Genomic DNA, 22,065 nt, shown 5'->3' on the forward strand with positions numbered 1-22,065 from the left:
GAGAACAGAAATGATTATTTATAGCCATCCAAAATGTACAACTTGTAAGAAAGCCTTAAAATGGTTAGAACTACACAATATTTCATTTGAAGTAAAAGATATTCGTGAAGAACCTCCAACAGCAGAAGAATTACAAGTACTATTTGAAAGAAGTGCATTACCTCTAACAAAAGTGTTCAACACAAGTGGAGAATTATATCGTAAATTGGGATTAAAAGATGTGATAAAAACAATGGAAACTTCTAAAGCGATGGAATTATTAGCCAGTGATGGAATGCTAATTAAACGTCCATTATTAGTCAGTGATAATGCAGTTTTCTTTGGGTTTAAAGAAGAACAATATGAACAATTATTGAAAGGTGAATCAAATGATTAAATATAGTGAAAATGGATTATGGATTAAAAAAGAAGAAAATCGCTATACAGTAGGTATTTCTCCAAAAGGACAAGATGATATTGGAGATGTTAGTTTTGTAGAATTATTTTCCCAAGAATCATTATCAACAGAAGATTCATTTATGAGTGTTGAAGCTGCAAAAGCTGTAACGGAATTCGTTAGTCCATTATCAGGGAAAGTAGTCGCTTGGCATACAGAATTAGAAGACAATCCTGAAATGTTAAATCAAGTCGATATAGCTGTGAACTGGATTTATATATTAGAAGAAGTGGATGAAGCTGCATTTGCGAGTTTGTTAGATAAAGATTTACCAATCGTTTGTGAGAAGAAAGAAGGGTGTGGAAACTAGAATGCAAGTACAATTCATTACAGCAGAGGTTTTCAATCAACATCAAGAAGAATTTGAGAATGCTAATTTTTTACAAACAAATGAAATAGCAGAAGTTCATAAGAGTAGTCAATTTTATGATGAGATTTTTTATATTTCTTGGACTGAGGGTGAAAGATGGATAGCTCAAGCATTAGTTTGTATACGTAGACGTTTTAGATTTTTTAAAGAAGCGGTAATCGTACAAGGTCCATTATTTCATTTGGAGGAATTGTCTTTATTACCACAAATGTTAGAAAGTCTTGAAGTTTTCTTAAAAGAAAAAGGTATCTCTAGAGTAGAAATGAATCCTTATTTAATGAATAAAGTTTTAAATGAATCATTAGAAGTTCTTGAAGAATGTAACTATCCTGAATTATTATCTTATTTTAAAGAAGCAGGTTATCATCGCTCACTAGACTTAGAAGGTGGAAGTGTTATTCTTCAGTTATTTAGAAAAGATTTATCATTATTTGAGACTAGCGATGATATTTATAATCATTTATCAAATTCTTTAAAACGTGATTTAAGAAAAGCGACAGAATCTCATATTCAAATTCGTGAATTGGAACAAGATGATTTAGATATATTCTATCCCATCTTAACAGAAACTTCGTTAAGAAAAGGATTTGCAGTGAAAGATTTTACTTATTTCAAAAAAATGAAAGAGAGTTTTAAAGATAAAGTAAAATACATGGTTGCCTTCTTAGATGTAGAAGCATACAAAGGTTATTATCAAGAAAGAATTGAATTCTTTACAAATCGAGTAGAAGAATTGGAAAAAGAATTAGCTGTCCGTGAAGCTGAAGGGAAACATGTGAAGAAAACACGTGGATTGATTACTGATGCAAAAGATCAATTAGCTAGTTATCAAAAACGTAAAAAAACTTTTGAAGCATTAGACATTCATAATCCAATGTTAGCTTTATCAGGATACTTATTTATGTGTTATGGGGATGAAGTCATTTCAGTTTTTGGTGGTTCTCATGAAGAATACTTAAACTTTGGTGGTTCAAGTTTATTGAACTGGGAAATGATGAAGTTTGCTAAAGATAACGGTTATAAGTATTATAATTTCTATGGAACTATTGAAACGAACCAAGCAAATCAAAACGAGGGTAACTTTAACTTTAAGCGTCAATTTGGAGGAAATCTCGTTCAATTAGCGGGGAATTTTAGCAAAACGCTTAATCCATTATTAGCATTGATTGCGAAATTTAAGAAAATATAGAAATCTCCAGAAATAGACTTTTCTTTGGAGTAGCAAAAATAACGCCAGCAGACCTTACGGTCTCATGGCTAAAATTCGAGCCAAAGTCTCGAATTTTCGGGTAATAAAAGCCACTAAAAGTGGCTTTTATTACTTTTGCTACGGAGAAAAGTCTATTTCTTCCAATTTTAGTATTAGAATACATAAAAAAAGAGAAAAGACTTTTCAATGTAGTATGAGCAATGAGCCTCGCAAAAGCGAGGCTGCTTGCGTCCTATTTACTACTTATTAGAAAAGTCTTTTTTTCTTACGTATTGTACAAAATGGTTAAATAGTTCTTGCATTCCTTCATCATCGTTCACCATTGTTTCTGGATGACCTTGTAATGCTAGAACATAATGTCCTTCTTCATTCGATTCAAAAGCTTCGATTAATCCATCAGAACTCCAAGCAACTGCTTTGAAGTTTGGAGCAAGCTCTTTAACAGCTTGATGATGGTACGAATTGATTGCTGTCTTTGTACCAAATATTTTAGATAATTCACTACCTTCAGCAATTTCAATTGTATGAGTAGCAGTAGAAGGCATTGTTTTTTGAACATGTAAAATCGTTGATTCTGGATATTGCGATTGAATGTCTTGGTATAAAGTACCTCCAAAAGCAACATTTAAAATTTGAATACCTCTACAGATGGCAAGAATTGGTTTACGTTGACGATAAGCTTCTTCAATTAGCGCAAGTTCATACGCATCTCTTACTGGATAAGTTCTTCCTAAATTAATATGAGGTTCTTCTCCATATAAAAGAGGTGAAACATCTTGCCCTCCTGATAAAACTAATGCGTCAACTCTTGAAATATATTCGTGAGCTGTTTCTTGAGAAACAATCGGTAAGATTACTGGAATGGCTTTTGCTCTTTCTAATCCAGTAACAAATCCGTTAGGTGCATAAGATAGGATATAGGTATCATGTTCAGTATTATCTTGACGATGATTTCCTGAAATTCCTATTAAAGGATATTGTTGCATCTATTTTTCCCCTTTCGCATTGTAAGTAGTTTATATGATACTCTATTTTCATGAAAATGAAAAGTTTTTTATATGAAAATCAGTGAAAAACTTGCAGTAGAAGATATGAATTCGAAACGTTATCTTTTGATAATCGTTCTCATTTAAGATAAAATATTATTAATGTGACAGATAAAAAATTCTGTTATATCATTGAGGATTTATTTTGAAAGGGGCTTAATAATGGCAACATTAGAAATTAAAAATTTACATGTGTCAATTGAAGATAAAGAAATTTTAAAAGGTGTTAACTTAACCATCAATACTGGAGAAATCCATGCAGTAATGGGACCTAACGGTACAGGAAAATCAACACTTTCTGCAGCAATTATGGGACATCCAAGTTATGAAGTAACAGAAGGAGAAATCTTATTAGACGGAGAAAACGTTCTTGAAATGGAAGTAGATGAACGTGCTCGTGCAGGTCTATTTTTAGCAATGCAATATCCAAGTGAAATTGCTGGAGTAACAAATGCAGAATTTATGCGTTCAGCCATTAATGCTCGTCGTGATGAAGATAATAAAATGGGTGTTCGTGAATTCATTAAGAAATTAGATGAAAAAATGGCAATTTTAGATATGCCAGAAGAAATGGCAGAACGTTACTTGAATGAAGGATTCTCTGGTGGAGAAAAGAAACGTAATGAAATTCTTCAATTAATGATGATTGAACCAAGTTTTGCGATTTTAGATGAAATTGACTCAGGTCTAGATATTGATGCGCTTAAAGTTGTTTCTCGTGGTGTTAATGCCATGCGTGGAGAAAACTTTGGATCATTAATTATTACTCACTATCAACGTTTATTAAACTATATTGAACCAGATGTTGTTCATATTATGATGGACGGACGTGTGGTAATGACTGGAGATGCAGCATTAGCAAAACGTCTAGAAGCAGAAGGATATAAAGGAATTAGTGAAGAATTAGGAATTTCTTTAGAACATCAAGAATAGGAGAAAGAGAATGGCAGAGAAATTAACCGTAACACCAGAACAACTGACTTCATTCTCTCTTCTAAAGAATGAACCAGATTGGTTTTTAGACATTCGTTTAAAAGCATTGGAATTAGCGAAACAATTACCATTACCATTTATTGAGCGCGTAAAATTCCACCGCTGGAATTTATTCCAAAGTGAAATTGGAGAAGCAAACTCAATCATTACAGAATTAGAAAAAGACATTCCAAGTGCAGTAGGAAGTGCAAAAATTGTTCAATTAGGAGCTGTTTCTTACTGGGAAGAGATGAATGTTGAAACAGCTATGCAAGATGTATTAGTAATGGATTTATTCGAAGCATTACAACAATATCCAGAATTAGTGAAACCATACTATATGACAAAAGCTGTACCAGTCGATGAAGATAGCTTAACAGCGTATCATGCAGCAATGGTTAATTCAGGAATTTTCATTTATGTTCCTAAAAATGTTGTTTTAGAAGATATTATTGAATCTCATTTTGTACAAAATAATACAGTAGACGAGGCATTCGTAAAACACGTATTAATTGTGGCAGAAGAAAATAGTTCACTCTCTTATGTGGAACGTTTTGAAAGTATTGGTGACCGTAAAAATACAGCGAATATCATTGTAGAAGTGATTGCAAAAGAAGGAGCAAAAGTTCATTTTGCTGCAGTAGATACATTAGGTCAACCAACAGATGCCTACATCAACCGTCGTGGTTATTTAGAAAAAGATGCAACCATTGAATGGGCATTAGGAATTATGAATGACGGAAATGTGATCGCTGACTTCGATAGTGAATTACGAGGGGCAGGTTCTACTGCAAAAGTAAATGTTGTTGCCATTTCAACTGGTAAACAAGTTCAAGGGATTGATACAAGAGTGACAAACTATGCAAACCACTCAGTGGGACATATTTTACAGCATGGAGTTATTCTTGATAAATCAACGTTAACATTTAATGGAATTGGACATATTATTAAAGGAGCAAAATTCGCAGATGCTCAACAAGAGAGCCGTGTATTGATGCTTTCTGAAGGTGGACGTGGTGATGCGAATCCAATTTTATTAATTGATGAAAATGAAGTAACAGCAGGACATGCGGCAAGTGTGGGACAAGTGGATGATGAACAATTATTCTACTTAACAAGCCGTGGAATTAGTCAAGCAGAGGCGAAACGTTTAGTGATTCGTGGATTCTTAGGTTCAGTAATTAGTGCAATTCCTGCACAAAATACGCAAAAAGAATTAGTAGAAATGATTGATCAAAAGTTGGCGAAAAATGATGAACATTAATCATATTCGAAAAGATTTTCCAATTTTAAATAGAACCGTTAATGATGAACCATTAGTGTATTTGGATAATGCTGCTACAACGCAAAAACCTGAAAGTGTGATTCGTTGTATCGAAGAGTATTATCACGATTATAATGCGAATATTCATCGTGGTGTGCATACACTAGCACAATTAGCAACAGATACCTATGAAGCGAGTCGTCAAAAAGTTCAAGCATTTATCAACGCTTCTTCGATAAAGGAAGTATTGTTTACAAGAGGAACAACGACTGGAATCAATTGGGTAGCACAAGGTTTTGCCAAATACCGCCTGCATGAAGGAGACGAGATTTGGATTAGTAAAACGGAGCATCATTCTAATTTTGTTCCATGGCAACAATTAGCACTTCAAACAGGAGCTAGTTTAAACTTCCTCCCATTAACCGAAGAAGGGGAACTAGATTTAAAAGCTACAAAAGAAGTTTTAACGCATAAAGCTAAAATCGTTTCAATTGCGCATGCTTCAAATGTGTTAGGAACGATTCAGCCGATTAAAGCATTAGCACAAATCGTCCATGAAGTTGGAGGAATATTAGTTGTTGATGGAGCTCAAGCAGCACCACATATGAAAATCGATGTACAAGACTTGGATTGCGACTTTTATGCGTTTAGTGGTCATAAAATGCTAGCTCCAACAGGTATTGGTGTCTTATATGGGAAACAAGCACTATTAGAAGAAATGCAACCTACTGAATTTGGCGGAGAAATGATCGACTTTGTTTATGATACAGAAAGTACATGGAATGAACTTCCATGGAAATTTGAAGCAGGAACACCTAATATTGCCGGTGGAATTGCATTAGGAGCAGCCATTGATTATTTAGAACAAATTGGAATGGATCACATTCATGCCCATGAACAAAAATTAGTAGCGTATGTTTATGAAAAATTAACACAAATGGAAGGTGTGACCGTTCATGGTCCAACGGATGTTTCAAGAAGAAGTGGCGTGATTTCATTTACATTGGATGGTGTTCATCCTCACGATTTAGCGACAGCTTTAGATATGGAAGGAGTAGCGATTCGTGCAGGACATCATTGCGCTCAACCGTTAATGAGAGATTTATGCGTATCTTCAACTGCCCGTATTAGTTTTTATATTTATAATACAATGGAAGAAGCTGAATTTTTCATAGAAGCATTACAAAAAGTAAAGGAGTTTTTCTCAGATGGCTTTATCTAAGTTAGATCAATTATATCGTCAAGTGATTTTAGACCATTCGAATTTTCCTCGTCATAAAGGAATTCAAACTGAAAAAAAAGCTGAAGTCATTGAGTTGAATAATCCGACTTGCGGCGATGTATTACAGTTACAATTAGAATTATCAAATGATGGGCATATTACAAGTGCTCGATTTGATGGACAAGGTTGTTCCATTAGTATGGCGAGTGCTAGTATGATGTGTGATATTTTAGAAGGAAAAACTTTACCAGAAGCTTTGGAATTAGCAGAAGATTTTTCAAAATTAGTGCAAGGACAAAGTGTAAATGAAGATCAATTAGAAGATGCTGCCTTACTAAGTGGAGTTTCTAAATTCCCAGCACGTATTAAATGTGCAACATTAGCATGGAAGGCATTAGAAAAAGCAGTTGAACAGAAAAACAAGAAAGGAATATAGAAATGAGTGGAGTTCCAGAATTAGAAGATTACAAGTATGGCTTTCATGAAGATGTAACGCCCGTATTTGATAGTGGAGTTGGATTAAGCGAAGAAGTAGTTCGTACAATTTCAAAAATGAAAAACGAACCAGAATGGATGCTTGAATTCCGACTAAAATCTTTAAAAGCATTTGAAAAAATGCCAATGCAAACATGGGGAGCAGATTTATCAGATATTGATTTTGATGCGATTACCTATTTCAAACGTGCAAGTGATAAACCTGCTCGTTCTTGGGATGATGTTCCTGAGAAAATCAAAGATACATTTGAAAAAATTGGGATTCCAGAAGCAGAACGTGCTTATTTAGCAGGGGCATCTGCACAGTTTGAGTCAGAAGTTGTGTATCACAATATGAAAGAAGAATTTGATAAACTAGGAATTGTCTTCACCGATACAGACTCAGCATTAAAAGAATACCCAGAATTATTCGAAAAATATTTTGCAAAATTAGTACCACCAACAGACAATAAATTAGCAGCATTAAACTCAGCAGTATGGTCAGGAGGAACGTTTATTTACGTACCAAAAGGCGTAAAATGTGATGTTCCACTTCAAACCTATTTCCGTATTAATGACCAAAATATGGGACAATTTGAACGTACATTAATTATTGTAGACGAAGGTGCAAGTGTACACTATGTTGAAGGATGTACTGCACCAACATACTCATCAAACAGCTTACATGCTGCGATTGTAGAAATCTTCGTAGAAGAAGGTGGATACTGTCGTTATACAACGATTCAAAACTGGTCTGATAATGTCTACAATCTTGTAACAAAACGTGCTCGTGCAGCAGCTCATGGAACGGTTGAATGGATCGATGGAAACTTAGGAGCAAAAACAACAATGAAATATCCTTCTGTATTTTTAGAAGGACCTTATGCAAAAGGAACAATGTTATCCATTGCTTTTGCCGGAGAAGGACAACACCAAGATACAGGGGCAAAAATGATTCATAATGCACCTCATACTTCTAGTTCGATTGTTTCAAAATCAATCGCAAAAGATGGTGGTGTTGTAAACTATCGTGGACAAGTAACATTTAGTAAGAAATCTGATTATTCAATTTCTCATATCGAGTGTGACACGATTATTATGGATGATTTATCGAAATCAGATACAATTCCATTTAATGAAATTCATAATGATAAAGTTGCATTAGAACATGAAGCGAAAGTATCAAAAATTTCTGAAGAACAATTATTCTACTTAATGAGTAGAGGGATTAGTGAATCTGAAGCAACAGAGATGATTGTGATGGGATTCGTTGAACCATTTACTAAAGAACTTCCAATGGAATATGCAGTTGAATTAAACCGATTAATTGCGTATGAGATGGAGGGTAGTGTGGGATAAAACCCTAGCAAGTGCTAGAAACGTTGATATAACAGCGTTCCTAGGCTTGCTTTTTTGTTTAAAATGGGAAATGACCATCAAAATGACCATCACTTTTCAAAAAAAGGTATAAATTGGACTTAAAAGCCAATGTGTTTTGCAAAGTTTTCTGCTATATCATCTCTTTGTTTTTCAGTTACATGAGTGTAAATATCCATGGTAGTCTTAATATTAGTGTGACCTAATCTGTCTTGCACTACTTGAATAGGTGTTCCCATTTCAAAGAGTAGAGAGCAGTGACTATGACGGAAACCGTGCATAGTTATTTTTTTTAGATTGTATTTCTTGATAATTTGTTCTAGCCAACAGTTAGAATAGCTAGGACGATACAGCTTATTGGCATCATAGGTAAATAGTAATTGATGCTTATTCAGTGAGTTGATACCAATACTCATGAGTTCTTTAGCTTGTTCTAGTTTCCATTTTCTCAGTATTGCAAGACTTTCATCATCAAGGCTAACCGTTCTTACTGATTTTTTTGTTTTTGTGGTTGAAATGATTGGTATTTCATTTTCATCTAAAACAACACCTTTTGTAATATGGACTTGCTTTTTATTAAAGTCTATATCTGACCAGTTGAGTGCTAGAGCTTCTCCTTTTCTCATTCCAGTAAAGGCTAGTAGTCTAAAAAAGGCTAGATATTTCATGTTTCCATAGTCCTTAACACAATCAAAAAAATGTTTTAATTCATCAGTATTGTAAAATTTATTGACCTCATTTATCGTTTCTTTTCTTTTAGGCAATTTTACTTTTCTCATGGGATTATCTGTAATGATATTCATCTTAATAGCATAATCAAATACTTGTTGTGTAATTCCTTTAGGGTATTTAGCACTATTGAAATATTCTGCCCATTGATTGACAAGTTTTTGACAATCTAACACCGTGAAGCTATCAATCCTCTTATTAGCGATTTTAGGCAGTATGTGCAATTTAGCATATCTTCTAGTAGTAGCATAAGTACCTGGTTTGACGGTGTTTTTATGCTCAACTAGAAAGAGTTCGTATATCTGTTGAAAGGTGTATTTACTATTCTTAGCATTAAATGTTTTTTCTTCATATTCTAATTTTAATCGAGCTTCTGCTAGAGAGGCTTCTTTTTGTGTTCTAAACCCTCTTCTAGTAGTAGTAATACGTTTACCAGTTAGAGAGTCTAAACCCATATAGCATTTAATTAAATATCTTTTTGTTCCATCTTTTAATCTATATTCTTGTATCATAATGTTTTCCTTTCTAATTCCACCCCCATGATGAAAATAAAAAGGCATTGCATCATAAAATGCTGTGATTATTTTGTTTCAATATATCGAGTAAGCTTAGAAATGAAATCTTGTTGGATAGTAATCATTTCATTAAGCAAGTCTAATTTCACGCTATCTTTTTCATGTTGCATCATATACGCTTGTTTTCTTTCTAGTAGAGTTATAATTTCTTTTGAATAGAATTTAACCATATCACTAAAATCAGTAGGCTTGCTTTTTGTTAATTCTTGAGGTACACCATCTACAAATAGTGTTTCTAATTCATGCATAATAAATTCTTCTAACTCTTTATTGGTGTAGTCCAGACTAGGTAAGGCATGGTATACCCTTCTAGTAACACCTCTAACGTCAATAGAGTTAAATTTAGGATTAGTTTTTGCTATTTGAGAAAGCATCTTAGATATTCTTTCTTTCATTTTTCCATACAATAGTGTATCTACTGAAATATCTGCTATCTTAGCAATCGTTTTGAGTCTTTCAGGATTAGGTAGGTTTTTGCCTATCTCCCATGACCTAACATTGCTTTTGCTAGCTCCAAACATTTTGCCAAATTCTTCTAAAGTCATACCTTTTTGTTGGCGTATGTTTTTTATTCTTTCTCCTATAAGTTTTTTGTCAATAGTTGTATTCATACTTTCACCTCTTAAGACTAATAGTACTACAAAACTTTAAAAAATAAAAGGAAAAGTGCAAAAAAGTGCTACTTTTTGTTTGACAAGTATTATATCAAGTATTATCATAAGTGTTGTAAAGTGCTGAAAGGGGGTGTGAACATGAAAAGTAAAGACAAAGTGAAAGGATATAGAATAATGTTAGGTTTGACTCAAAAAGAGGTAGCTAGCAAATTAAACATTAGTATTTCAAGCTATATTAACAAAGAAACTGGTAGAACGGCATTCAAGGACAATGAAAAGTTATTGTTTAAAAAAATGTTGACACCATACTTTTCTAATATCACTTTAGAAGAAATATTCTTTTAAACAAAAAGTGCTAAAAAGTTCTAATGTGAAAGGAGAGTGAAAAGAATGAGTGTAGGTATGATGCAAAATATCGAACTAATTTTAACCGTGGGCATATCGTTTGTAGTAGGTATTGCTTACGGTGTGTGGTTGGCAAATGATATAAGAAATCAGTCTGATGAAATAATGGATTGAGTGAGAAAGGAGTGAATGAAATGGAGTTACAAGCTATTCCAGTATATTTACCAGATAGCGTGCAACAAGAGCTATATAATACCGTGCTACAACTAGCAAGAAAGGCAGTTGATACAGCAAAGCAAGAAATAAAGGTTAACGTAAATACACGTTATTTGAATAAAAAAGGCTTATGTGAGTATTTTACCTGTGCCCCTAGAGTAGTAGAGCAGTGGCAAAGAGAGGGCTTAAAGAGCTTTTATAAGGGTAAAGAAATCATGTTTGATATGTATGATGTACACGAATTTTTAGACAAAAAGAAATTTTAAAATAATCACCCCCATGATGAAAAAGAATACAGAAATAAAGGAGCAGATAAACATGAAAATGCCACGTTATGCAAAGATTGTAGAAACAGATGAATTATATATCATTGCTACATTATTAAAGGATTGTACGGTAGAGAAAGCACTACAAATAGTACAGGATAACAGACAAATGCCGTCTGACAAGCTACTAGAGGTGCAAATAAAGGAGGTAGATAGCAAGGTGTGTATTATCGAAACTTACAGCAAATAAAAAAGGCACTAGTCAGAAACTAGCACCTAGGCAAAATTACATATATATAACTCAAATCAATATACTTTATTATAGCATGAGTAGATGAGTTATTCAAATATGTTACTGCCTTATCTTATACAGAAAAGGAGAGTTAAATGAACGTAAATAACGAATACAAAGAGTTATTAAAAATGCTATTAAAGTTAGCTAAAATTGAAACGGAAGATAATGCTCAAAAAGTAAGTAATGTAGTAACTGTGCTAACTAAAATGCAAGCTATAAACTTGAATGAGTTAGAGGTATTAGAACGGCATCATAGAATGAAAGAGATAGATATGATGCATAGGCAACAGTACTATAAACACTTAGCAATACAGGAAGAGTTAACGCAACAAATATTAGAATATGCACCACTCCCATTAGTAGCTAGTTGGATTGGAAGCTATTTAGACTACAGCAGATACGAGGAACGTTATGCCCTAGAAAATGGACTAAACACCTTATTTAAAGAAATACAGATTAATTTAACCCTTTCAGATGCTACAAGAAAGGGGGAATACTAATGCCAATTTATATTGAAAAAGGCTGGTTTAATAGAACAATTAAAGAAGATAAAATAGAGCTTATACCTATTGCCCCTATTGATTGGTTAAAGAACTATACTCCTACCAGAGTGGTTAAAGGTGCAAATCTCTTAGATGGCGATATTGAACAAATGAAAGAAAAATACCCGTATGTTGATGATGAAATAGCTGGACACTATGCAAAAATGGAAGGTGTCAAAAACAATCAGTATTATTTCATGGTTGGGTCTATAGAAAGAGATGAAAAAAATCAATTAAAACGTAATATAGAAAGCATCATAAGAAGGAGCGTTATTACATTAGATTATGATGATAAGGACACGCCTTCACTAGATGACTTGATACGCATCATAAAAGAGAAAAAGCCTAATGTTGAGTGTTATATATACCCAACTATTAAGTATACAGATAAGTTTCCACGTTGGCGTGTAGTATTTGAAACAGATAGACCACTATTAAAATACGAATACAAGGAAGTTGCTACAGACTTAGCAGAAACAATAGGGATTAAATACGATAAAAGTGTTATAAACGATTGGCAAAAGTTTGCAGGGTTACCAGTAGTTACTCCTGAAAATTCTCATATTGATGCAGTATACATTGAGGGAGAAAAGCTAAAAACTCCAGATATCAAGGATATGAAGCCACCAATTAAGCAGACAGAGAAAATTACGGGAGAATACGCCTCCAAATTCAATGGTAACGGAAATATACCCCATGATGATGCTATTGAAATCATAAAACGTTATGTAGCAGTAAATGAAGCTGAATTAATGGATTATGATAAATCAGTAACAGATATGTTTGTTATTGCTAAAGCCATTAGTACTGATGAGATTGATTATGACACTGGGGTAGAATGTGTTGAAATCCTTGCTTTAGGGAATACAAACTGGATACATGGTACAAAAAATAAGATAGGGAATTTAAGTATACTCCACTACATGCTACAACGTGGTGTTTATAAAAATCCATGGAGCTTTTACTATTGGTTTAGAGTTAGAATTGATAGACAATTTAAGAAGTCTGACACGTCTGAAGAAATAAAAAAACGTATACGTGAAGACATTGAACAATGGAAAATAGAGCATGAAGAAACGAAAAGAGATGGAACGGTAAAAAAGCCTAGACCACCAGGACGAGTTGTAGCCGATATTATGAAACGTCATTGTGATATGGGTAGGTTAGGTAGTTATGATGCTGATACACGTTATTTAGGTATTTATAATCCCGATACAGGTATATATGATAGTAGTGAGTATTATAGAAAAACACTTTTTAGAGCGGGTGAACGTTCTTTAACAAGAAATGAATGTAAGGAGATATTAGATATGTTGTTAAATGAAGCTGAAAACAGAGAGAGAGAAACAGATTATAATTACATTATTTTTAAGAATGGAATTTATAATATAGATGCTAAACAATTAGAACCATTTAGCCCTAATTTTGTTTTTGAAAGTACAATTGGAGTGAATTATAATCCTGATGCTGATGAACCAGTATTCCCTGATGGTTGGACTTTTAGCAAATGGATAGATATTGCAATGGGTGGAGATGAAGAAAAGAAAAAGCTTTTGTGGCAATTAATAGCCAGTACAATCCATACAAACAAGCCTAGTGGTCATGTTGCATTGCTATTCAGTAGAGTTGGGTCAAGTGGTAAAAGTACATTTGAACACTTACTAAAAAACTTAGTAGGCAAAGAAAATACCGTTGCTTTAAGATTGCAAGATATCGAAAAGCGTTTTGATATCTCAAGAGCAGTCGGAAAAGCACTAGTTATTGGTGATGATAATTCACCTAAAGATTATAACGCTGATAGTGCAAATCTAAAGAGTATGGTGACTGGTGAACCGTTGAAAGTTGAAGCTAAAGGAGAGAACGCACAAACTCATCATTTCAATTGTCAAGTAGTGCAATCAATGAATGGGTTACCTAATTTTGGTGATGTAACTGACGGACTTACCAGACGGTTACGTATTATTGAATTTAAAAAAGCTTTTAAAGGTAAAGAAAACAATCCTAACGTAAAAGAAAAATATATTAAAGACCCACGCTTATTAGAATGGATAGCTAAAGAGGCTTTGGAACATTTAGTATTAAGTGGGGAATGGATACAAACAGAGGAACACAAGCAATATATTCAAGAAATCATCTCGGATAGTGACCCTGTTGCACGTTATTTTGAGGAACGTATACCACAATTTACAAGTACCCGTTTACCGATAAAATTCTTGTATGAAGATTTTAAAGCTGTGTATTTACAAGAAAACAATAGAAATACTAAAATTTCTCGACGTACATTTACTAAACAGCTTAAACCATATATGGAAGCTGAAGGGTGGCAGTATGATAAAAATAACAAAAAGCCTTTAGAAGCATTTCATCAAGCAGATTGGCAATTATATACAGATAATGTAAAGGAATGGGATATAAACTATAATTATGAAAAAGAAAGTAGGGCTTACCATTCTATGTTTATTAAAGAAACCGATATTTAAAAACCGACCAACCGACTTTGAACCAACTTTATTATAAAGGGAAGTCGGTCGGATTATCGTTGATATGACAATGTTTTTAACTGAAAACCGACCAACCGACTTTATTTTCAACTTCTTATAGAAAAAATAAAAAAATAAAAACTTTAAGATATAAAACATAAATAAGTTTTAAAAATAAAATAATTATATAGGAAGTGAGTTTTTAGGTCGGTTGGTCGGTTTTGTGTACTTTGTTGCTTAAAAACGTTGATATGACAATGTTTTATCAACCAACTTTGACTAGAAAAGAAGTCGGTTTAAAGTCGGTTTTATGCATTAAAGTCGGTTTTGATATTAATATTAAAGCTAATTTAATCAAAAACAAGGGGACGGTAAGTACAAGCCGTCCTTTTTGCTGTGTAAAAGGTGTATTACTATCATAAAATTGTAGCATCTAGTATAATATAGGTGAGGGAAAAAGGATGAGGGAACAAGGAAGAAATTAAAGGTATTGTAGATAGAATATGCTAAATGAATGAGATAGAAGAATATAGATGAGGAATTTAATTGCATGATAAGGAAACCCTCAAATCAATATTTCATTTTAAGGAGTGTGCATATATATGACACAAGAGGTAATTTCTTCATATAGCGAAAATCCAGACTATGCTATATATGGAGCTGTAATACAGGCGAAAGAAGCCGGAATAAAAAATCCAATCTATACAACAGAGCTAGGAGATTTTGACGGAATACAAATCAATGTTGGTGGTTATCAAACACGTGAACCATGGACTCAAAAATATTATTTCAACCCATGTATAGACGATATTACAATAACCAGTTATGAAGGCGTGGTAATCGAGTTAAGTTATTGCACTCTAGCAATTAAAGGTTATCCAATCTATAATAAAAAAACAAATGCTGTTAAAGAGTGGCGATATATAGTTAAGTTGCTATCAGAGCCATTAGAAGGTATGAAGTCTATACAGCTCAATGTTAAAGAAGATGAATTAGAAAGCGTAATAAGCGAATATTGGGCAATTCAACAACTTGAAAATGACTTGAAACACTTAAATGATAAAGAAAACTATGAAGAAATTAAGTTTGAAGATGGGGTTATAGACCGTTATTATTTAGTGCATAAAGCAGAATTTAAGTACGTGGTTAAAGAATATAAAGCCAAACAAGCAAGAGAGGGTTAACTCCCTCTTTTTTTGTACTCAAAATTAAATAGCAAGATGCTGTAATCATGAAAGTAAACAGGAAAAGATGATGCAAAAAAACGTGTGTTACAGGCGTGTTGCATCATACAATGTAAGACTCAAATAAAGCAGAAAATAAGCGAATATGAACGAGTTAGATACGTTACAAGTCTTTGCTGTTAGAAGGTAACTGATTGCGTTTCATTCCTTTCTTTGATATAATTTCAATAGGATGAGAGTGGGCGAACAAAGCATTTTGAGAATTAGTACGCTAGTAGCAATTCCCGTTGCTACTATACTAAAAACGTAATAGAATAATTGGACTTTTTCTATTTTCTCTTGATGTTTTTCACGTCGTTTTTGAGTTCTGCTTTTCATGCTTTCCACTCCCTTCCTATTAATAGGGTGGTAAGGTGTTTAACTACCTTACATAAAGATAGGGTAAGCAAGATTATTACTTGCCCCATGGTGTTAGCCGATTAGTTTTATTATCAGATTAATTATTGCCGTAATTAAAGTGATTGTTTGTAAAACTAATTCGGCTTTTTTGTTTTAAATAAGAAATACAGTTTATGATGCTACCGTTACTGTACGTTTATATTTATCACGTATGAGATTTTAATTCATGAATTGGTTAGTAATTAATATGTATTGGCGAAACGCAACAGAGGGCGAAAATCGACAAATAAGAGCATATTTAACGCACTAACTGAATGAATGAGTAAATAGAGGAAGAGCAAGTAACAATCAATATTAAACTAGATTATTTTTTTACAGGCTAAACAATTTAAGTATAAACAGTAAAACATATTAAAACGTTGGCAAATGTTGGCGTAAAAAATATATAGATGAACGGTTAACTAACTAAAATTGTTGGAAAATGTTGGGATAAAAAACTATATAGATGAACGACTAGCACAATTGAATTGCTGACAAAAGTTGACATTTTCTTAAGCACTAGAAATCTATCTAGCTATCTAACTATCAATGCATCTAAACACGTGATAACAAACTAGATTGAATGATTATAAATGAGTAAATAAACTGACTAATAAAGAGAGAGCAACAGTAATCAACAGCATCATAAAGAGATAAGAAAATCTAACAGCAAGATGATGCAAGAAACAAGATAAGATGCAACTCAACTAGCATCATAGTAAGCAAGGAAAAAGAAGATAGACTGGAAGAGTTAGATAATCAACTAAACAAACAATCTTGCAAGAGTAAATAATATAACAACTTAGCAAGGAGAGTACTCATAGAAGCCTAATAAACCTAATAAATGAGGGAATAGGGGACAGTATAGGCATACCCCATAGGGAAATCATGGGGTAAAATCGACCCTAAAGACCGCGACCCCCATTTGTGTACACATTCTCCCTTTAATTTTTTTTTGCATACCTGTTAATAAACACAAAAAAGGCACTAGCAACGGCTAGCACCTCTTATATACGATAAAGTCCTATTGGTGTATAATGGAAACGGGAAACACAAATTAATTATATTTAAATAGTAATAATTAAGCAAATTAAAAACACCTTACCAAACAGTAAGATGCTGTTTCTATCTTTATCATAGGGGTGGAAAAATGACCATCAAAATGACCATCAATTGTGTTGCTTTAAGTCAATTTATACAAAGTAGCAATTTATAAGAATGTTGATATAATAAGCATTGTTAAGTGTTGTAAAATGCTATTAATTTCAATTGTAAAATGGAAGGTAGTGTGGGATAAAACCCTAGCAAGTGCTAGAAACGTTGATATAACAGCGTTCCTAGGCTTGCTTTTTTGTTTATTTTTTGATTTTTGCCAGAGATTTTGCCAGAGATTTCTAAAATCCTAAATGTTTTGCAAAATTTTCAGCTATTTCATCTCTTTGTTTTTCAGTTACATGAGTGTAAATATCCATGGTAGTTTTGATATTTGAGTGACCTAATCTTTCTTGCAGTGTATTCATTTCAAAGAGTAGAGAGCAATGACTATGTTATTATAGGTGGGAATCAAAAAATACAATTAAAATTCCTATTTGCAAATTTATTAGTAAAAACAAAACAGATTGATGAAGAATTTAAAGGGTTCTTAAAAATCTAGGTATAAATGATATTAGTAAAAATAAAGCTGTTGAATCACAATTCGTGAAGCGTAATGATTTTGAAGTTTCAGTAAATAATATAAAATAAGTAATGTCTTCATTATTAGTAGAATTAGAAAACAAATGGAAATTTTAAATTAACAAAAACTTATCTAATTCAGTAGTAGTATTATTATGTTCAGATAATGTTTCAGTTGAAACAGGAATGAATCTCATTGATTAAAAAAAAAACAATTTTTTGGCGATGGAAACTTTTGGAGCAACTTTATAAAATAAAGATAGTAAGGTACATTAAGTATTACTAACGGCATTACTAAAATATTTTAGAGAACGTACAAGAGATTTACTAGGTAAGTTAGAGCGAAATGTCAATGAAATTAGTTTAGAATTCTTAATTCTAAATAGCAGTTCATTGAATTCTATTGTTACACGGATCAATGGAATTCTAAACTTTTTAGATAATGATTTAAATGATGATTTAGAAGCAGTTAAATAAAAACACAGGCGACTCTTTTATAAGTAGTCGCATATTTATATTTTAAAAGAGAAAAATTATAATTGATAATGTATCAAAGTAAATATATGATTGTAGTAGCGTAGTGATAAATAAAAAATGAGGAATATGTTTATGTTTAATGAACCATAAAGATTTCCCCTCTTTAGCAAAATTTTGTATAATTATGGTGTAAAATTTAAAGTTAGGTAGGTGCAACGGATGAAAAATAGATACGTTCTTGATGGTGGATATATCAAAAATCCAAAAGAACACTTTAAAAAAATGTTAGAAGAATTGATTGAAGAAGAAAAACAAGAAAAAAATCAAAAACAAACTCCGGCACCTAGTGAAAGCTAAGTGCTTTTTTGATTAGAAAAAGATATGATAATCATATTGATAAATAGAACAATAAAAAGTACAATAATGTAAAAGAGTTTATAGATGATGTTGGTCGTTTAGGGATATTTATGGAGGTGTTATAATTGTCATTAACTTATGAAAAAATTTGCGAGAGAATCGGAGTTGATATATATCAATATTTAGAAGAAAAATATGATATCAATAAAGAATGGACAGAAGATGATAATGATGATAACTATCCTTTGAATCTACTTTCCCCAGAAGAATTAGAATTCATCGAAAACCACCGTATGAAACTTTTAGGATTAGTATAAATATAAAATTGAGGTATATGTTTATGCTTGACGAAGAATATGTAAAACGGGAAAAACGAGCAGCTGAAGGATATGAGAGATATTTTGATTCTCGTCCCGGAATGAGTGAAGAAATAGATGAATTGTACGTTCTTCTTAATGAAAAGAAAATAACGCCAGAGGAACTCAGAAAAAGAGCTCTTGAAATCGGTAAAAAATATAGTTAAGAATGCTGTAATTACGTGATTATAATAAATGGGAGGTTTACATCTTACCATGAACGAAGAAGAACTTTTGATTGAGCGAGAAAGAAAAGTTGAAGAAAGTTATAAGGATTATTTTGATTCTCGACCAGAATTGAAGAAAGCATCAGAATAATTGTATGATTTATTTGAAAACGATAAGATTTCTTTTGAGGAGTATAGAAAAAAATCACTCGAACTCGGCAAAAAATATAGATAAGAAGCTATAAGGAAGAAATAAACAAACTTCTGAAGTATTGGAGGAAATGCTATGTCCCTAATAAAAGGAATCCCAGATGTTGAAATGTTGGATTTTTCAAAAATGTCTAATGAACAATTGATGAAAATTACAATAAATATTGATTTAACATCTAAGGAAGAAGCAAACGTGTTTTTAGAAGAATTAAAGAAAAGAAATCTTGAATACAATAAAAATCAAGCATCTATGAGTAGTTAGGTTCTTTTTTCAATCTTACCGTGGGAGTGGAAAATGACCATCAAAATGACCATCAATTGTGTTGTTTTAAGTCAATTTATACAAAGTAGCAATTTAAAAGAATGTTGATATAATAAGCATTGTAAGGTGTTGTAAAATGCTATTAATTTCAATTGTAAAATGGAAGGTTCGTTTAGTTAACCGATAAAAATAGCGCATTATAGCGCTATTTTTTTATCATAAATTAAATCCTTCTAATTAATAACTTGCCATTTTTTAGTTGGAATGGGAAAAGTACCAGAAAAAGTATCAGAGATTCACTACTTCTATTTCTTGTACAAAATGAATAATTTTGGTTTAATGAAAATCAGAGAGTAGTGAGGTAGAAATGATATTGTCACTATGCAACTATAATATATAAGAATGTTATAAAGGAGAACAAATGAAGGCATTAATTGTTTTAGACTGTCAAAAGGGAATGTTAGAACGTGGAAATTTTGACGAGTTAAGAAAAAACATTTTAACGTTACAAAACATTTTTAAACAAAATGGAGATATCATCATTAATACGAGACATATTGATGAAGATGAAAATAGTATTATTTACAATGGAAATGAAAGTGGAAGTTTAGATAAAGAATTGTCAGTTTTAGCAGACTATATTATTGAAAAAAATACTCCAAATATTTTTCAATCTAAAGAGTTAATTAATATTTTATTGAAGCATCAAATTAAAGAAGTTGTGATTACAGGATTAAATGCTGAATATTGTTGCTTATTTTCTGCTATTATTGCTTCAGATAGAGGATATAAAGTAACTTATATTGAAGATGTAACTGCCAGTGTCAATAATGGAGATACCTATGAAATGAAGGATTTAGATATTGTGGATTTTATTGGTTGTATATTAGATTGGTCAGGTCAAGTAGAAGTATTATATCTTGATGAATTTGAAAGTAAAAATGATAATCAATAGTAACTTCTGAAAAAATTGAGAATAATAGTTTATAATTGTTTAATTAATTCAGTAGATATTTAAGGAGTTTGTCTTACTTAGAATTGTAAACTTTTAGTTATTTTTACTTTATATATATATTTTACGAGTTAATAAATTTGTGATATATTAAGTTAAGTGAGTATTTTATAAGATATTTGCACTTATAAAATTTAAAACTGTAATAATGATAGGGGAATAAAGTCATACAAGTTTATTAAAATACTCATCTATAATAAAAATGGAAAAGGAGATTTCTTATGACGGAAGAAGAAAAGAATGTTGTGAATGAGGATGCTTTGACAGATGAAAAACTTGTTCATGAAGAAACTTTAACGGACGAAAAAGTTGTTGATAGTGAGAAACGGGAGGAAAAATTACCAAACAATGATAGCGTTAAAGAACTTTCAAACAAATTACAATTATTTTATCAAACTCATAAAAAGAAAGTAATTGCATTAGCCACAATCATTGTACTAGCAATTGTATCGTTGTTTATTTTTAATTATTTAGATTCTCAACCAAAAAGTATTGTAAATGAAGTAAAAGTAGAGTTTTCCGGTTATGATGAGTCAGGTAAATTAAGTTATAATTCTGATGATATTGCGGAGTTAGTAGCAGAATTAGCTTATAGAAAAGCTGGATTTAATAAAAGTGATGCTAAAGCTTTAGCTCAACACGATCCTGTAGTATATTCAACTGTTTCATTAGATAAAAAATCATCATTTAAATTAGTTACTGCTGAGAATTTAATCAAGAGTGTTCGTTTTGAATTTGATGTTCTTAGTGGATTAAAGAATGGTGAAGAAGTTACATTTTTAGTAACGACAACTTCAAAACATGCTCCTGTAAAGGCTGAAAAGAAAAAATTCAAGGTTCAAAATTTAAAAGAATATGAAAAAGTATCAGCTGAAGATTTGTTAAAAGAAACAAATGTTAGTTTTATAGGATTTAATGGATATGGTACTATTTCAATTGATGATAAGAAAAATAATCAAAATTATTTCCAAGTATCAAATAAGGAAAAATTATTTAACTTAAAAAATGGAGATAAAGTGATATTATACGTTAATGATAATTATGCTAACTCTTTAAAATCTAGTGGTAAAAAGATTGATAATAATACGGTTGAATTAACTGTTTCTGGTTTAAAAGAAATTAAAGATATCAAAAATTTTGGAGACTTATCAAAGAAAAATGATGATTATGTCAAATCTGAATATAAAAATGATGAGTATAGTTCTTATACAATTGAACCACAAGGAAATTATATGAAGATAAAGAATAGTAATAGTATTTCTTTTGTGACAATTTATAAAATTACAACAAATGGAAGTGGAAACTCTAAAACAGTTACCTATAAATACTATGGTTATTCAGTATTTCTTTTAAGTAATGGTAGTTTAGATCTTGATACAGCTACTAAAATTACAGGGTTTGGAACAAAGGATTTAGAAGGATTAAAAGCGCAACTTTCAACAGAAGGATTTAAAGCTTATCAAGAACAAAAGGATTAATTACTAGTGTTATATAT

24 protein-coding genes and 1 pseudogene are annotated in these 22,065 nt (G+C 31.9%); 21 read left to right on the top strand and 4 right to left on the bottom strand.

From position 1 onward, the window contains the following. The first annotated feature begins 10 nt into the window (after positions 1-10). The 3 genes from RWO76_RS00845 to RWO76_RS00855 are packed head-to-tail and all read left to right on the top strand — an operon-like array spanning position 11 to position 1,995. Entirely contained in the window at positions 11-376 is a 366-nt protein-coding gene (locus RWO76_RS00845) for an arsenate reductase family protein (RefSeq protein WP_314353673.1), read from the top strand. Further along, positions 369-746: a glycine cleavage system protein H gene (locus RWO76_RS00850; protein WP_314353674.1), complete on the top strand. Its 378-nt coding sequence runs from the start codon at positions 369-371 to the stop codon at positions 744-746. Before RWO76_RS00845 ends, RWO76_RS00850 begins: the two co-directional genes overlap by 8 nt. After that, complete coding sequence (locus RWO76_RS00855) at positions 736-1,995, top strand: peptidoglycan bridge formation glycyltransferase FemA/FemB family protein (protein WP_314353676.1); 1,260 nt, start codon at positions 736-738, stop codon at positions 1,993-1,995. Before RWO76_RS00850 ends, RWO76_RS00855 begins: the two co-directional genes overlap by 11 nt. Before the next feature lie 260 nt (positions 1,996-2,255). On the opposite strand, the gene RWO76_RS00860 is transcribed toward RWO76_RS00855, so the two are convergent. Continuing rightward, complete coding sequence (locus tag RWO76_RS00860; protein ID WP_314353678.1) at positions 2,256-3,002, bottom strand: gamma-glutamyl-gamma-aminobutyrate hydrolase family protein; 747 nt, start codon at positions 3,000-3,002, stop codon at positions 2,256-2,258. Between the two features lie 222 nt (positions 3,003-3,224). Between RWO76_RS00860 and sufC the strand changes: the two genes are divergently transcribed. From sufC to sufB, 5 genes are read left to right on the top strand one after another with little or no spacing between them, the layout of a single operon-like run. Further along, entirely contained in the window at positions 3,225-3,995 is a 771-nt protein-coding gene (sufC, locus tag RWO76_RS00865; RefSeq protein WP_006702912.1) for a Fe-S cluster assembly ATPase SufC, read from the top strand. 10 nt (positions 3,996-4,005) lie between these two features. Then, on the top strand, positions 4,006-5,298 hold the full coding sequence (gene sufD, locus RWO76_RS00870) for a Fe-S cluster assembly protein SufD (RefSeq protein ID WP_314353679.1): 1,293 nt from the start codon (positions 4,006-4,008) through the stop codon (positions 5,296-5,298). After that, entirely contained in the window at positions 5,285-6,520 is a 1,236-nt protein-coding gene (locus RWO76_RS00875) for a cysteine desulfurase (protein ID WP_314353680.1), read from the top strand. Before sufD ends, RWO76_RS00875 begins: the two co-directional genes overlap by 14 nt. Continuing rightward, positions 6,507-6,956, top strand: a complete 450-nt coding sequence (gene sufU, locus RWO76_RS00880; protein ID WP_314353682.1) for a Fe-S cluster assembly sulfur transfer protein SufU — start codon at positions 6,507-6,509, stop codon at positions 6,954-6,956. Before RWO76_RS00875 ends, sufU begins: the two co-directional genes overlap by 14 nt. 2 nt (positions 6,957-6,958) lie before the next feature. Beyond that, positions 6,959-8,353: a Fe-S cluster assembly protein SufB gene (gene sufB / locus RWO76_RS00885; protein ID WP_006702908.1), complete on the top strand. Its 1,395-nt coding sequence runs from the start codon at positions 6,959-6,961 to the stop codon at positions 8,351-8,353. A gap of 119 nt (positions 8,354-8,472) precedes the next feature. Here sufB and RWO76_RS00890 read toward each other — a convergent pair whose 3' ends face one another. Continuing rightward, positions 8,473-9,612, bottom strand: a complete 1,140-nt coding sequence (locus tag RWO76_RS00890) for a tyrosine-type recombinase/integrase (RefSeq protein ID WP_314353684.1) — start codon at positions 9,610-9,612, stop codon at positions 8,473-8,475. Between the two features lie 68 nt (positions 9,613-9,680). Further along, positions 9,681-10,286 (bottom strand): helix-turn-helix transcriptional regulator, encoded by a 606-nt coding sequence (locus RWO76_RS00895; RefSeq protein WP_314353687.1) that lies wholly within the window; start codon positions 10,284-10,286, stop codon positions 9,681-9,683. A gap of 141 nt (positions 10,287-10,427) precedes the next feature. Between RWO76_RS00895 and RWO76_RS00900 the strand changes: the two genes are divergently transcribed. The 7 genes from RWO76_RS00900 to RWO76_RS00930 all read left to right on the top strand — a co-directional run bounded on the left by RWO76_RS00900 (position 10,428) and on the right by RWO76_RS00930 (position 15,617). Beyond that, entirely contained in the window at positions 10,428-10,634 is a 207-nt protein-coding gene (locus RWO76_RS00900; protein WP_314353689.1) for a helix-turn-helix domain-containing protein, read from the top strand. A 45-nt stretch (positions 10,635-10,679) separates the two neighbouring features. Then, positions 10,680-10,808 (top strand): hypothetical protein, encoded by a 129-nt coding sequence (locus tag RWO76_RS00905; RefSeq protein ID WP_314353691.1) that lies wholly within the window; start codon positions 10,680-10,682, stop codon positions 10,806-10,808. Between the two features lie 20 nt (positions 10,809-10,828). Next, positions 10,829-11,116 carry a hypothetical protein gene (locus RWO76_RS00910; protein WP_314353692.1) on the top strand — a complete coding sequence of 96 codons (288 nt, stop codon included), beginning with the start codon at positions 10,829-10,831 and terminating at the stop codon, positions 11,114-11,116. A gap of 52 nt (positions 11,117-11,168) precedes the next feature. Then, positions 11,169-11,366: a hypothetical protein gene (locus RWO76_RS00915; RefSeq protein WP_314353693.1), complete on the top strand. Its 198-nt coding sequence runs from the start codon at positions 11,169-11,171 to the stop codon at positions 11,364-11,366. Between the two features lie 137 nt (positions 11,367-11,503). Further along, positions 11,504-11,911 carry a hypothetical protein gene (locus tag RWO76_RS00920; RefSeq protein WP_314353694.1) on the top strand — a complete coding sequence of 136 codons (408 nt, stop codon included), beginning with the start codon at positions 11,504-11,506 and terminating at the stop codon, positions 11,909-11,911. Continuing rightward, entirely contained in the window at positions 11,911-14,433 is a 2,523-nt protein-coding gene (locus RWO76_RS00925; protein ID WP_314353696.1) for a phage/plasmid primase, P4 family, read from the top strand. The genes RWO76_RS00920 and RWO76_RS00925 overlap by 1 nt, the downstream gene beginning before the upstream one ends. Before the next feature lie 602 nt (positions 14,434-15,035). Beyond that, positions 15,036-15,617 (top strand): hypothetical protein, encoded by a 582-nt coding sequence (locus RWO76_RS00930; protein WP_314353697.1) that lies wholly within the window; start codon positions 15,036-15,038, stop codon positions 15,615-15,617. 1,832 nt (positions 15,618-17,449) lie between these two features. On the opposite strand, the pseudogene RWO76_RS00935 reads toward RWO76_RS00930, so the two are convergent. After that, positions 17,450-17,602 (bottom strand): annotated as a pseudogene (locus RWO76_RS00935) (site-specific integrase); the annotation flags it as partial. A gap of 823 nt (positions 17,603-18,425) precedes the next feature. Between RWO76_RS00935 and RWO76_RS00940 the strand changes: the two are divergent. From RWO76_RS00940 to RWO76_RS00965, 6 genes are all read left to right on the top strand, one after another. Then, positions 18,426-18,563, top strand: coding sequence for a hypothetical protein (locus tag RWO76_RS00940; RefSeq protein ID WP_314353698.1), 138 nt, complete (start codon positions 18,426-18,428; stop codon positions 18,561-18,563). A 125-nt stretch (positions 18,564-18,688) separates the two neighbouring features. Beyond that, the gene (locus RWO76_RS00945; RefSeq protein WP_314353699.1) at positions 18,689-18,880 is read left to right on the top strand and encodes a hypothetical protein; all 192 of its coding nucleotides are present in this window, start codon (positions 18,689-18,691) and stop codon (positions 18,878-18,880) included. 23 nt (positions 18,881-18,903) lie between these two features. Next, entirely contained in the window at positions 18,904-19,086 is a 183-nt protein-coding gene (locus RWO76_RS00950; RefSeq protein ID WP_314353700.1) for a hypothetical protein, read from the top strand. Between the two features lie 286 nt (positions 19,087-19,372). After that, on the top strand, positions 19,373-19,558 hold the full coding sequence (locus RWO76_RS00955; RefSeq protein ID WP_314353701.1) for a hypothetical protein: 186 nt from the start codon (positions 19,373-19,375) through the stop codon (positions 19,556-19,558). A gap of 421 nt (positions 19,559-19,979) precedes the next feature. Beyond that, positions 19,980-20,513, top strand: coding sequence for an isochorismatase family cysteine hydrolase (locus tag RWO76_RS00960; protein ID WP_314353702.1), 534 nt, complete (start codon positions 19,980-19,982; stop codon positions 20,511-20,513). Between the two features lie 278 nt (positions 20,514-20,791). Next, a complete protein-coding gene (locus tag RWO76_RS00965) occupies positions 20,792-22,048 on the top strand; it encodes a hypothetical protein (RefSeq protein ID WP_314353704.1) in 1,257 nt (418 codons plus the stop codon). Positions 22,049-22,065 lie beyond the last annotated feature (17 nt).

The organism is uncultured Granulicatella sp., assembly GCF_963521425.1.
Lineage (GTDB): Bacteria > Bacillota > Bacilli > Lactobacillales > Aerococcaceae > Granulicatella.

Excerpts from the sequence above, each read along its gene's own strand:
- RWO76_RS00845 (WP_314353673.1), top strand. The coding sequence starts at position 11 with ATGATTATTTATAGCCATCCAAAATGTACAACTTGTAAGAAAGCCTTA.
- RWO76_RS00850 (WP_314353674.1), top strand. The coding sequence starts at position 369 with ATGATTAAATATAGTGAAAATGGATTATGGATTAAAAAAGAAGAAAAT.
- RWO76_RS00860 (WP_314353678.1), bottom strand. The coding sequence starts at position 3,002 with ATGCAACAATATCCTTTAATAGGAATTTCAGGAAATCATCGTCAAGAT.
- sufC (WP_006702912.1), top strand. The coding sequence starts at position 3,225 with ATGGCAACATTAGAAATTAAAAATTTACATGTGTCAATTGAAGATAAA.
- sufD (WP_314353679.1), top strand. The coding sequence starts at position 4,006 with ATGGCAGAGAAATTAACCGTAACACCAGAACAACTGACTTCATTCTCT.
- RWO76_RS00875 (WP_314353680.1), top strand. The coding sequence starts at position 5,285 with ATGATGAACATTAATCATATTCGAAAAGATTTTCCAATTTTAAATAGA.
- sufU (WP_314353682.1), top strand. The coding sequence starts at position 6,507 with ATGGCTTTATCTAAGTTAGATCAATTATATCGTCAAGTGATTTTAGAC.
- sufB (WP_006702908.1), top strand. The coding sequence starts at position 6,959 with ATGAGTGGAGTTCCAGAATTAGAAGATTACAAGTATGGCTTTCATGAA.
- RWO76_RS00890 (WP_314353684.1), bottom strand. The coding sequence starts at position 9,612 with ATGATACAAGAATATAGATTAAAAGATGGAACAAAAAGATATTTAATT.
- RWO76_RS00895 (WP_314353687.1), bottom strand. The coding sequence starts at position 10,286 with ATGAATACAACTATTGACAAAAAACTTATAGGAGAAAGAATAAAAAAC.
- RWO76_RS00900 (WP_314353689.1), top strand. The coding sequence starts at position 10,428 with ATGAAAAGTAAAGACAAAGTGAAAGGATATAGAATAATGTTAGGTTTG.
- RWO76_RS00905 (WP_314353691.1), top strand. The coding sequence starts at position 10,680 with ATGAGTGTAGGTATGATGCAAAATATCGAACTAATTTTAACCGTGGGC.
- RWO76_RS00910 (WP_314353692.1), top strand. The coding sequence starts at position 10,829 with ATGGAGTTACAAGCTATTCCAGTATATTTACCAGATAGCGTGCAACAA.
- RWO76_RS00915 (WP_314353693.1), top strand. The coding sequence starts at position 11,169 with ATGAAAATGCCACGTTATGCAAAGATTGTAGAAACAGATGAATTATAT.
- RWO76_RS00920 (WP_314353694.1), top strand. The coding sequence starts at position 11,504 with ATGAACGTAAATAACGAATACAAAGAGTTATTAAAAATGCTATTAAAG.
- RWO76_RS00925 (WP_314353696.1), top strand. The coding sequence starts at position 11,911 with ATGCCAATTTATATTGAAAAAGGCTGGTTTAATAGAACAATTAAAGAA.
- RWO76_RS00930 (WP_314353697.1), top strand. The coding sequence starts at position 15,036 with ATGACACAAGAGGTAATTTCTTCATATAGCGAAAATCCAGACTATGCT.
- RWO76_RS00940 (WP_314353698.1), top strand. The coding sequence starts at position 18,426 with ATGAAAAATAGATACGTTCTTGATGGTGGATATATCAAAAATCCAAAA.
- RWO76_RS00950 (WP_314353700.1), top strand. The coding sequence starts at position 18,904 with ATGCTTGACGAAGAATATGTAAAACGGGAAAAACGAGCAGCTGAAGGA.
- RWO76_RS00955 (WP_314353701.1), top strand. The coding sequence starts at position 19,373 with ATGTCCCTAATAAAAGGAATCCCAGATGTTGAAATGTTGGATTTTTCA.
- RWO76_RS00960 (WP_314353702.1), top strand. The coding sequence starts at position 19,980 with ATGAAGGCATTAATTGTTTTAGACTGTCAAAAGGGAATGTTAGAACGT.
- RWO76_RS00965 (WP_314353704.1), top strand. The coding sequence starts at position 20,792 with ATGACGGAAGAAGAAAAGAATGTTGTGAATGAGGATGCTTTGACAGAT.